This window comes from Paracandidimonas soli (genome assembly GCF_004342005.1).
GTDB classification, from domain to species: Bacteria; Pseudomonadota; Gammaproteobacteria; order Burkholderiales; family Burkholderiaceae_B; genus Paracandidimonas; species Paracandidimonas soli.
In genome coordinates this window covers 266,221-277,244 of sequence record NZ_SMBX01000005.1, presented here as the reverse complement: position 1 = coordinate 277,244, position 11,024 = coordinate 266,221, and the positions used below count along the sequence as shown (strand labels likewise).

Annotated in this window: 8 protein-coding genes; 7 read left to right on the top strand and 1 reads right to left on the bottom strand. The window is 61.0% G+C overall.

All coding sequences use genetic code 11. The annotated features are described in order from the left end of the window. The first annotated feature begins 1,180 nt into the window (after positions 1 to 1,180). From EV686_RS12200 to EV686_RS12170, 7 genes are all read left to right on the top strand, one after another. Positions 1,181 to 3,484 carry a 4Fe-4S binding protein gene (locus EV686_RS12200; protein WP_377748226.1) on the top strand — a complete coding sequence of 768 codons (2,304 nt, stop codon included), beginning with the start codon at positions 1,181 to 1,183 and terminating at the stop codon, positions 3,482 to 3,484. 61 nt (positions 3,485 to 3,545) lie between these two features. Then, on the top strand, positions 3,546 to 5,456 hold the full coding sequence (gene nosZ / locus EV686_RS12195; RefSeq protein WP_132477209.1) for a TAT-dependent nitrous-oxide reductase: 1,911 nt from the start codon (positions 3,546 to 3,548) through the stop codon (positions 5,454 to 5,456). Between the two features lie 4 nt (positions 5,457 to 5,460). After that, positions 5,461 to 6,873 (top strand): nitrous oxide reductase family maturation protein NosD, encoded by a 1,413-nt coding sequence (locus EV686_RS12190; RefSeq protein ID WP_243650872.1) that lies wholly within the window; start codon positions 5,461 to 5,463, stop codon positions 6,871 to 6,873. Further along, entirely contained in the window at positions 6,870 to 7,886 is a 1,017-nt protein-coding gene (locus tag EV686_RS12185) for an ABC transporter ATP-binding protein (RefSeq protein WP_243650871.1), read from the top strand. The genes EV686_RS12190 and EV686_RS12185 overlap by 4 nt, the downstream gene beginning before the upstream one ends. Before the next feature lie 2 nt (positions 7,887 to 7,888). Continuing rightward, positions 7,889 to 8,719 carry an ABC transporter permease gene (locus tag EV686_RS12180; protein WP_132477208.1) on the top strand — a complete coding sequence of 277 codons (831 nt, stop codon included), beginning with the start codon at positions 7,889 to 7,891 and terminating at the stop codon, positions 8,717 to 8,719. Next, on the top strand, positions 8,716 to 9,321 hold the full coding sequence (locus tag EV686_RS12175) for a nitrous oxide reductase accessory protein NosL (RefSeq protein WP_132477207.1): 606 nt from the start codon (positions 8,716 to 8,718) through the stop codon (positions 9,319 to 9,321). The genes EV686_RS12180 and EV686_RS12175 overlap by 4 nt, the downstream gene beginning before the upstream one ends. Beyond that, positions 9,318 to 10,325: an FAD:protein FMN transferase gene (locus EV686_RS12170; protein ID WP_132477206.1), complete on the top strand. Its 1,008-nt coding sequence runs from the start codon at positions 9,318 to 9,320 to the stop codon at positions 10,323 to 10,325. The genes EV686_RS12175 and EV686_RS12170 overlap by 4 nt, the downstream gene beginning before the upstream one ends. Positions 10,326 to 10,412: 87 nt before the next feature. Here the strand turns inward: EV686_RS12170 and EV686_RS12165 are convergent, their stop codons facing one another. Beyond that, a complete protein-coding gene (locus tag EV686_RS12165; RefSeq protein WP_132477205.1) occupies positions 10,413 to 10,961 on the bottom strand; it encodes a GNAT family N-acetyltransferase in 549 nt (182 codons plus the stop codon). Positions 10,962 to 11,024 lie beyond the last annotated feature (63 nt).

Below are 11,024 nucleotides of genomic sequence, written 5' to 3'. Positions count from 1 at the left end.
CTGTTAAATTGTTAAAGAGCAGTGACATCAAGCAGTAACACTCAACATCGTAAACTTCGCCCCAACCTTTCGGTTGGTCGCCGACAACAAACTTGTTTGTCATCAGCAGAGAAACGAGATTATGAAGGAATTTTTTTTGTTTGTCAAGTCAGCCAAACTTCAAACCGACCCGAAAACCCCTTCATAACACCGCTTCGCACCGCCGCCACAGAAGATAACTTCTAAGGCCCTCCGCCACCAAAACCGCCGAAGCAATCTCAACAACAGAGAAGCGGAATTATGAAGCATTTTTTTAAGTTTGTCAAATCCGCCGAAGCCAACCTCAAACGAACCCAACCGCAAAAAACACCCACATCCACGCTCGCAGCGCCGCAAAACCTTTCGGCTTCACTCCGGGCTTGCCGCAGCGCCGTCGCTCTTGCGATCAAGCCTGCCGGGAGGTCCCGTCTTCAGTGCCCAAGCACCAAAGGAACGAGACTATAGCACGCCTTTTTATCTCCGTGCAAACCCTAGTGCACGAAAAATCCGGAAAACCACCGCATATCCATGACAACCCTATGAATCGATTGGGGAAATATTTTTTTTGCGGCCCCTGGTTTTTTTAAAGAACGCCTGAAGATAACCCACCTGAAGAGAGTGGATGCCCTGCGTTCTTCTGGCGCATTCGTGTCGTGGCCTGCGAGGGCTACGCCATCGGGCGGCCTGGCTTTCAGCCAGGCTTCCCGCGCCTTCTTCGTCCAGGCGGGCGGCGGGCGAACTCGCGCCGGCTGCGCCGGCACTCAGACACGCCCGCCGACAACCCCCGCCTTCCCTTCAGAAGCCCGCGGCGCCCTCAAGGTCTTCGCCCTCGCAGGCCACGACACGAATGCTGGTGACTGGGACACTCGGATGAGCGCAAGGAGGAAGGCGCTCTTTTCTCGCTCCTCTTCCCTTATTAATTAGTAATTAGCACGCTGAAGCAGTTTATTGGGAGTGCTCTGTTTTGTATCATCAACACATGAAATTTATTTCTCTTATTATTTCATGGCCATATCCCGCTTCTTTGTCCTGCATCAAATCAAAATAAAGAAAGCGCATCCGTCCCGGAAATTCCGTCCCGCCCCCTGATTTATATCAACGGCACCAGACCGGCCGAGGCATAGGATGGTTTGCATTACTCACATGCGAATGGCGGGATGTAATGCGGAGCACCTATTGTTTCAGCAAGCCATGCTGGCTCAACCCGACAGCATGGCTTGCATATGCAATCCTGCTGTTCTGCATGCTGGCGCCGCCCGCAATGGCTGCGTCGCGCCTGGCGGACTTCATGCCACGGATCAACCCGGCCGAGATATTCCCGGGAGCAGACCGCCTGGGGCCGGTCGAAGGCACTCCCCCCGTCGCCCGAGCCTATGCCGGCGACCAGGCGCTGGGCTACGTCTATATCACCTCCGATGTCGTCAATACGCGCGGCTACTCCAGCTTCCCTATCGACACACTGATCGCGCTGTCGAATGAAGGCACGATCGTCGGCGCAAAACTCATGGAGCATCATGAGCCCATCGTGCTGATCGGCATCCCGATCTCCAAGGTCGAGCATTTCATCAGCGAATACATAGGCATCAGCTATCTTGGAGAAAACGCGCCGCGACCAGGCTCGCCTCCCCCTGCGGACATCATCAGCGGCGCTACCGTTACCCTGCTGGTCATAGGCGACAGCATTACCCGCTCCGCCCACTCCATCATCCGCCACCATCGCATCGGACAGCCTGAAGGCGGAACAGCCGACGCACCCTCCGTCCAGGCCGCGCGCATCATCGACATGGAAAAGCAGGATGTCGCCGGCTGGAACGAGCTGCTGGACAGCGGCGCCGTATCGCGCATGCGCCTGACCATAGGACAGCTCAACCAGGCCTTTGCCGAAAGCGGCCGTCCCGAAGCTGCGCAGAACCCTCAGCCAGGCGAGCCGGACGGTACATTCATCGATCTATATACCGCCATCGTCAGCCAGCCAGCGATCGGCCGCAGCCTGCTGGGAGATGCCGAATACGATTATCTGCGGCAGCGCCTGAAACCGGGCCAGCAGGCCATCCTGATAGCAGGCAATGGCGTCTACTCATTCAAAGGCTCCGGCTACGTGCGTGGCGGCATCTTCGACCGCATCGAAATCGTCCAGGATCTCGAAAGCTTCCACTTTACCGACCTGAATCACCAGCGCCTGGCCGACATCATGGCCAAAGGCGCTCCCATGTTCAAGGAAATCGCGCTGTTCACCGTGCCGGAAACAGCGGCATTCGATCCTGTCATGCCCTGGCGGCTGCAACTGATGGTGCAGCGCGTACTGAGCGTCAGCGAAAAAGCGTTCATCACCTTCAATCTGAACTACGCCCTGCCCGAGACCTATACCAAGCCCGATCCGGATGCCCCGCCGCCCGCTCCCGCATCCCAGGCCGTCGCCGATACAGGCACAACCACGCAGCCCGTCGCTCTTCCTGGCGACGAAGCCGATCAGGCGCCGGCGCTATGGAAACAGATCTGGGCCGCCAAGTCGGGGCAGGTGGCCGTCCTCGCCGCCGCGCTGCTTTTGCTGGTGGGGGTATTTTTCTTCCAGGACCAACTGGTCCGGCGCGAGGTGTTCTATCAACGCTTCCGCATGGCCTACCTGACGTTCGCCCTGGTGTGGATAGGCTGGTACGCCTCGGCGCAGCTGTCCGTCGTCAACGTCCTGACCTTCACCTCAGCGCTGCGCACGGACTTCCGCTGGGAATATTTCCTGATGGATCCGCTGGTGTTCATCCTGTGGATCGCGACCGCCATCTCACTGGTCTTCTGGAACCGCGGCGCCTTCTGCGGCTGGCTATGCCCTTTCGGCGCCCTCCAGGAGCTGACCAACAAAATCGCCAAATTCTTCCACGTTCCCCAAGTCAAGCTCTCGTATGGCGTCAACAATCGCCTGGCCGCATTGAAGTATGTCATTTTCCTGGCGCTGTTCGGCGTCTCTTTCTATGAGATGGCCCTGGCCGAGAAGCTATCCGAAATCGAGCCCTTCAAGACAGCCATCATCCTGAAGTTCGTGCGCGACTGGCCTTTCGTGGTCTTTGCCATCCTGCTGCTGATCGCCGGATTGTTCATCGAGCGCTTCTTCTGCCGCTATCTCTGTCCGCTGGGCGCTGCGCTGGCGATTCCGACCCGGCTGCGCATTTTCGACTGGCTGCGGCGCTATCCAATGTGCGGCAATCCCTGTCAACGCTGCGCTGTCGACTGTCCGGTGCAGGCCATCGCACCCGAGGGAGATATCCACCCCAACGAGTGCATCCAATGCCTGAACTGCCAGATGCTGTATCACCACAACACGAAGTGCCCGCACCTCGTTCAAAAAAATGCCCGCCTGCGCCGCGACAAGGCGCCGCCGCCTGAGGCCGCCATTCAGGCAACACCCGTCGCCCGCCGGCCGACAGTCCGGTCGCGCGACACCGAACCCACAGAGTCACCTTCCTCAACCTGAGGTGTTCCGGTCCAGATAACGCTGAATCGCAACACAATCTTCACACTACGGAGAGCACACCATGTCCGAGCAAAAAACCGACAAGCATGGCATCAGTCGACGGACCTTCCTTGGCACCGCAGCCGCCGGAGGGGCCGCTGTGGTCGGCGTATCCCACCTGAGCGGCACGGCGGTCGCCGCCGCCGACAAAAAGGGCGGCCAGAACATACACGTCGAGCCCGGCGACCTCGACGAATACTATGCCTTCAATTCCGGCGGGCAATCGGGCGAAGTCCGCATCATGGGCCTGCCGTCGATGCGCGAGCTGATGCGCATCCCCGTCTTCAACATCTGCAGCGCCACCGGCTGGGGCATCACCAACGAAAGCCGCAAGATCATGAATGAGGGCTTGACCCCGGGCACACGGAAATTCGTCGAATCCATCGGCGGCGTCTTCCCCAACGGCGACCTGCACCATCCCCATATGTCGTTCACCGACGGGACATATGACGGCCGCTACATCTTCGTCAACGACAAGGCCAATACTCGCGTCGCCCGCATCCGCTGCGACGTCATGAAGTGCGACAAGATCATTGAAATCCCCAACGCCGACGGTATCCACGGGCTGCGTCCGCAACGCTATCCGCGCACCGGCTACGTGTTCGCCAATGGCGAGCATATCGTACCGCTGCCCAACGACGGCTCGGTCATGGACGACCCGGAGAAAAACTTCTGGGCCATCTTCACCGCCATCGACGGCGACACGATGGAAATCGCCTGGCAAGTCATGGTGGACGGCAACCTGGACAACATGGATGCCGATTACCAGGGGAAATATGCCTTCTCGACCTGCTACAACTCCGAAAAGGGCCTGGACGTCAACAGCATGGGCGCCAACGAGCAGGACTGGGCGGTCGTGTTCAACATCAAGCGCATCGAAGAGGGCATCAAGAGCGGCGACTACAAAGAGATGAACGGCGTCAAGGTCATCGACGGCCGCAAGGGCTCCAAGTACACCCGCTACATTCCCGTGCCTAACTCGCCCCACGGCTGCAACGCAGCGCCGGACGGCATCCACGTCGTATTCAACGGCAAGCTCTCTCCGACCGTCACCATGATCGACGTGCGCAAGCTCGACGATCTGTTCGACGACAAGATCAAGGAGCGCGACGTCGTCGTCGCCGAACCGCAACTGGGCCTGGGGCCCCTGCACACCGCGTTCGACGGCCGCGGCAACGCCTACACCACGCTGTTCATCGACAGCCAGATGGTGAAATGGAACATGGAAAAGGCCATCCGCGCTTTCAACGGCGAAAATGTCGACCCCATCATCCAGAAGCTGGACGTGCACTATCAGCCAGGACACAACCATTCCACCATGGGCGAAACCAAGGAAGCCGACGGCAAGTGGCTGGTATCGCTGAACAAGTTCTCGAAGGACCGCTTCCTGAACGTGGGCCCGCTCAAGCCGGAGAACGACCAGCTGATCGACATTTCCGGCGACGAGATGAAGCTGGTGCACGACGGCCCCAGCTTTGCCGAGCCGCACGACATGCTGCTGGTGCATCGCAGCAAGGTTCGCCCACGGCAGGTATGGGACCGCAACGACTCATGGTGGGACGATGCCCGCAAGCAGGCGGAAAAAGACGGCGTCACGCTGGAAGGCGCCTCTGAAGTCATCCGCGACGGCAACAAGGTGCGCGTCTACATGGCAGCCGTGGCGCCGATCTTCAGCGTACCCAGCTTCGAGGTCAACGAAGGCGATGAAGTCACTGTCGTGGTCACCAACATGGAAATGATCGAGGACCTGACGCACGGATGGACGCTGTCCGGCTACGGCATCGCCATGGAAGTCGGCCCGCAGCAGACATCCTCCGTCACCTTCGTGGCCTCGCGCCCCGGGGTGCATTGGTACTACTGCCAATGGTTCTGCCATGCCCTGCACATGGAAATGGCGGGTCAGATGTACGTCAAGCCCAAGGGAGCCGCCTGATCCAATGACCACGCGCCAAAGTGCAAGCCTCGCCGAGAACGGCGAGGCCAAGCGAGGCAAATTCGACTTGAAGCCGAAGACTTCCCCGTCTTGTGGCGAAGAAGCTTCGGCCTTCAGGCCGAAGCTCTTCACACGCATCGCCTCCCCTCTACGGCCGGCCCTGGCTGCCCTGTCGTTGATGGCTGCCGTGACAAGCGGGGCGGCGCATGCGGCCATTGTTCAGGTCATGCCCGGCAATGATCTGCAGTCCACCATTGCAGCGGCCGCCCCAGGCGACACGCTGCAATTGGCGGCCGGCGAATATCCGGGCAACATCGTCATCGATAAACCCCTGACGCTCCAGGGCCCGGACGACCGCGCGGCCGTCATCATCGGCGAGAGGCGGGGCCGCACCATATGGATACAAGCGCCGGATGTCGCCCTGCGGCAGTTGACGGTGCGCCACTCGGGCCTGAGCCTGCCCGACATGGATGCAGGAATTTTCCTGGACAAAAGCGCCCACCAGGCGCTGATAGAGCACAACGACATACTTGACAACTTGGTCGGTGTTTATGTCTGGGGCCCAAAGAACGCCATCGTGCACTCCAATCGCATCGTAGGCCAGACAGGCCTGCGCGTAAACGAACGCGGCAACGGCGTCACCATATGGAATTCCCCCGGTTCGAAAATCATCGGCAACGACATATCCGAAGGAAGGGACGGCATCTATTCGAATGCCAGCCGCCAGAATATCTTCAGCGGCAATACCTTCACCAAAGTGCGCTATGCGGTGCACTACATGTACACCGACAACAGTGAAGTCAGCGACAACATCTCCATCGGCAATGAAATCGCCTATGCGCTGATGTTCTCCCGCTTTCTGACCGTGCGCAACAACATCGGCATGGGCAACATGAACCAGGGCCTGCAGCTTAATGGCACTCAGCAATCCACCATCGAGAACAATGTGATCGATGGTGGGGAGAAAGCCGTTTTCCTCTACAACTCCAATTTCAACCGCATTGCCCACAATATCTTCAAGAACAGCGATATCGGCGTGCACTACACAGCGGGCTCGCAGGGCAACGAAATCACCGGGAATGCATTCATTTCCAACCAGAACCAGGTCAAGTATGTCGGCACGCGCTACCTTGAATGGTCCGTCGACGGCCACGGCAACTACTGGAGCGACCACAGCGCATTCGATCTGGACGGCGACGGCATAGGCGATACGGCCTACCGGCCCAACGGCATCATCGATCAGGTTCTCTGGCGCGCCCCGTCGGCCCGCCTGCTGCTGAACAGCCCGGCCGTGTCGATCGTCCGTTGGGCCCAAACCCAGTTTCCCGCCATTCTTCCCGGAGGAGTCATGGATAGCGCCCCCCTGATGGCGGTACCCGACACCCCCACATTGAAAAAGTACGAGTCCCTGAAATGAGCGCACGCCCCGACATGCCGTCCCGCAGCACAGGACCAGAAATCACCGGAGATCCGTTCACGCACACACAAACCGGTCATGTCGTCCGAACATCCTCCCGCACGCCGGCGTCCTCTCCAGCCCCGGTATCGCTGCAGGCAGTCACCAAGATATACGGCGATCAACGCGCGGTCGACGGAGTCAGCTTCGATCTGCACCCAGGCGAATGCGTGGCGCTGGCCGGACACAATGGCGCCGGGAAAAGCACTCTGATCAAACTGATCCTGGGCCTGATCCGCGCCGACGAAGGTCGTGTAATGGCGCTGGGCCACGACACCTGCAGCCCGGCCGCGGCGCAGCAGCGCCGCCATATCGGCTACCTGCCGGAGACCGTCGCGCTGCACCCGTCGCTGACCGGTATCGAAACCCTGGCTTTCTATGCAAAGCTCAAAGGCCTGCCAACCAAAGACAATGCCGCGCTGCTGTCACGCGTGGGCATTGCGCAGGCTGCCAAGCGTCGCGTGGGCGGCTATTCGAAAGGCATGCGCCAGCGCCTGGCCTTGGCGCAGGCGCTGCTCGGCCAGCCGCGCATATTGCTGCTAGACGAACCCACTACCGGCCTGGATCCCGCCTCGCGCCTGCTGTTCTACGAAATCCTGGACGAACTGCGCAGCCACGGCGCCGCCATCCTGCTCAGCACCCATGCCCTGGCCGAACTCGGCAGCCAGGCCGACCGCGTCATCGTCATGCAGAGCGGCCGCAAGATCGCCGACGGCTCGCTGGGAGACCTGCGCCGGCAGGCCGGACTGCCTGTGCGGATACGCGTCACGCTGGATACCGATCTCGATCCTTCCGTCATTCCCAACGGCTGGCGCCGCCTCACGCCACACCGCCTGGAATGCAGTTGCAGCGAAGCCGGCAAGCTGCCTGCACTGCGCGATGCGCAAACGCTGCCCGGCCTGATCGATATCGAACTGGAAGCCCCCGGGCTGGATGAAATGTATGCGCATCTCCTGCGCCGCGAGGACGTCTGAACATGAATCCCACCCTCATCATCATCGAAAAGGAAATACGCGACGGCCTGCGCAACCGCTGGGTGCTTGCAGTCACCCTGCTGCTGGCCGCGCTGGCCCTGTCGCTGGGGTTCCTGGGCAGCGCCCCCACAGGCACCGTCAAGGTCGACCCCCTGACCGTCACCGTCGTCAGCCTGTCGAGCCTCTCCATTTTCCTGGTGCCGCTGATCGCCATGCTGCTGTCCTACGATGCCATCGTCGGAGAGATCGAGCGGGGAACCATGGCATTGCTGCTCAGCCATCCCGTCGCACGCTGGCAGGTGGTCGTGGGGAAATTCTTCGGCCATCTGGCCATCCTGGCCATCGCTACCTTCTTCGGCTACGGCCTGGCCGGCCTTGCCCTGCAGATGGCGCATGGCGGCGTCGACTTCAGTACCTGGATGCCCTTCCTGTTCCTTATCCTGGCCAGCATCCTGCTCGGCGCCTGCTTCCTGTCGATCGGCTATCTCATCAGCGCAATCGTGCGCGAACGCGCAACCGCCGCGGGCATCGCCATCGGCGTATGGCTGTTCCTGGTCGTCATCTACGACATGGTCCTGCTTGGCGCACTGGTGGCGGACCAAGGCAAGCTGATCACCGCTCCCCTGCTCAATCTGATCCTGATGTTCAATCCGACCGACGTATACCGCCTGCTCAACCTGACCGGTTACGAAAACGTAGCGATGTTCGCGGGCATGGCGGGGTTGAGCGAACAGGCCCGCATCCCCATGCCGGTGCTGTTCGGCGTGCAGTCCCTATGGATCATCGTTCCATTCGCCCTGGCCGCTCTCGCCTTTCACCGGAGGGCCTTATGATGACCATCCGCATCCGGCTGGCCGGCGTCCTGCTCGCCATGGGAACTCTCCTGGCCGGCTGTGGCGACGGCGGCGGCGAACAGCCCGCCCCGCCGCCGCAAGCTGTCATCCCGCAAGATGCGGTCGGCCACTATTGCGGCATGTATCTCTTCGAACACAAAGGCCCCAAAGGACAGATATTGCTGCGCGATCGCGAAACACCCGTATGGTTCACCACGATACGCGAAGTGTTCGCCTACATCCAGCTTCCCGAAGAGCCAAAGACCATCGTTGCCGCCTACGTACAGGACATGGCTCGCATGCAGCCGGACGGTACGTTGCCCGATGATTCGTGGATGAGCATCCGCGATGCCTGGTACGTCATCCATAGTCGCTATGCGGGCGGCATGGGAACACTGGACGCGCTGCCGTTCAGCACGCAGGAAGCCGCCCAGGCTTTCCAGGAGCGCGAGGGCGGAAAAATCGTCCGTTTTGATGACATGCCGGACAACTATATCTTCGGCCTGCCTGAACTGCCGGCTTCCGACCAGCCGACCACGGCCGGTGCGCCGCCTTCTGAATTTGAACGGGCAGACGCGCTGCCCGCCGGAGCCCCTGAATGAATACCATCAAACACAATCGCCGCCGCTTCATCGGCATCTTGGCCTCAACCGCAACCTGGGGCGCCACCCCGTGGCTGATGCGCCAGGCAGCGGCGACAGTAACTCCGCATGCGGAAACCTTGACCTCCTGGCACGGTATCGCGCTTGGCGCCGACGCCGAACTGCACATACATCATCCCGACCGAAGCTTCGCCCGGCAACTGATCCAGCGCGCCATCACCGAAGTACGCCGGCTGGAACAGGTCTTCAGTCTTTACGACAGCGGCAGCGCGCTGGTGCGGCTGAATACCGAAGGCTACCTGGATGACGCGCCTACCGATCTGATACGCCTGCTGCATGCTGCGCGCGGCTTCGGCGATATGACCAAGGGGGCATTCGACCCGACGGTCCAGCCCTTATGGACGCTGTACGCCAAGACTGCCTCAGCCGGCCTTGCCGCTCCCGATCCGGCAGCCCTGCGGCAGGCATTGCGGCAAGTGGATTACCGCGCCATTGCGCTGGACGGGCGTTCCGTGCATCTGACCCGCCCCGGCATGGCCCTGACCCTGAACGGCATCGCGCAAGGCTACATCACCGATCGCGTGACGGAACTGCTGCGCGACGCCGGACTCGAGCACGCCCTGGTAGACATGGGCGAAATACGCGGCCTGGCCCTGAATCCCGACGATCGCGACTGGCGTGTCGGTCTCGCGGGCGAAGGCAGCGACCGCACGCCGCTGCGTATCATCGACATACGCAACCGGGCGGTCAGCACATCGTCCGGCGCCGGCACTCCGCTGGATGAGGCAGGCTCCATGACGCACCTGTTCGACCCCCGCACCGGCAAGGCGCAGCCGCGCTATCGCAGCGTATCCATCTCGGCAAGCGACGCCACGACAGCCGACGCCCTGTCGACCGCCTGCTCCCTGCTGGATGAGGCCGATATTCGCCGCCTGGCGGCCAGGTTGAACCTTCAGGCATGGATATTACGCGCCGGCGAATCCAGTCTGACGGCCATTGCCTGACGTTTCCTGGTCGCTCCGCCAGACATCTGGCCGGCATACCGCCCGGCGCCGGCACCGTGACTGGGAGGCTGGCGGCGGATCTCCCGCTCAGCCATCCTGGGGCTGCAGCGGCGTTTCCAGGTTGAGCTGATAGAAAGCCACGTCCAGCCAGCGCCCGAACTTGAAGCCCACCTGAGGGAACGTGCCCGAATGGGTGAACCCCAGGCTGGCATGCAGCTTGATGCTGCCGGTATTGCTGGCGTCGATGCAGCCCACCAGCGCATGCAGTTGCGCTTCGTGCGCACGGCGGATCAGATCCTGCATCAGGAGCCTGCCCAAGCCTCGGCCGCGCTGTTCCTGGTGCACGTATACGCTGTGCTCTACCGTGTATTTATAGGCGGGGAATGCGCGAAACGCCCCCCAGCTGGCGAATCCCAGCAGCCTGCCCGAGTCGTCGACCGCGCCGACGACGGGAAATCCGTTCGCCCGCTTTGTCGCGAACCAGCTCTCCATCGACTGCGGCGAGCGGGGCACATAATCGTATAGCGCGGTCGAATGGAGAATGGCGTCGTTCAGGATATCCAGGATGGCGGCGGCATGGTCTTCTTCGCTGCAATCGATCAGACGCACATCACCGCCGAGTACGACAGGCATCATGGGGGGTTCCTGGAGATTGAGAAGCAAGGGGGAAAATTTTCCGACATGGCAAAAGCGGCGTCA

Coding starts and splice junctions, on each gene's coding strand:
- EV686_RS12200 (WP_377748226.1), top strand. CDS start 1,181: ATGCGGAGCACCTATTGTTTCAGCAAGCCATGCTGGCTCAACCCGACA.
- nosZ (WP_132477209.1), top strand. CDS start 3,546: ATGTCCGAGCAAAAAACCGACAAGCATGGCATCAGTCGACGGACCTTC.
- EV686_RS12190 (WP_243650872.1), top strand. CDS start 5,461: ATGACCACGCGCCAAAGTGCAAGCCTCGCCGAGAACGGCGAGGCCAAG.
- EV686_RS12185 (WP_243650871.1), top strand. CDS start 6,870: ATGAGCGCACGCCCCGACATGCCGTCCCGCAGCACAGGACCAGAAATC.
- EV686_RS12180 (WP_132477208.1), top strand. CDS start 7,889: ATGAATCCCACCCTCATCATCATCGAAAAGGAAATACGCGACGGCCTG.
- EV686_RS12175 (WP_132477207.1), top strand. CDS start 8,716: ATGATGACCATCCGCATCCGGCTGGCCGGCGTCCTGCTCGCCATGGGA.
- EV686_RS12170 (WP_132477206.1), top strand. CDS start 9,318: ATGAATACCATCAAACACAATCGCCGCCGCTTCATCGGCATCTTGGCC.
- EV686_RS12165 (WP_132477205.1), bottom strand. CDS start 10,961: ATGATGCCTGTCGTACTCGGCGGTGATGTGCGTCTGATCGATTGCAGC.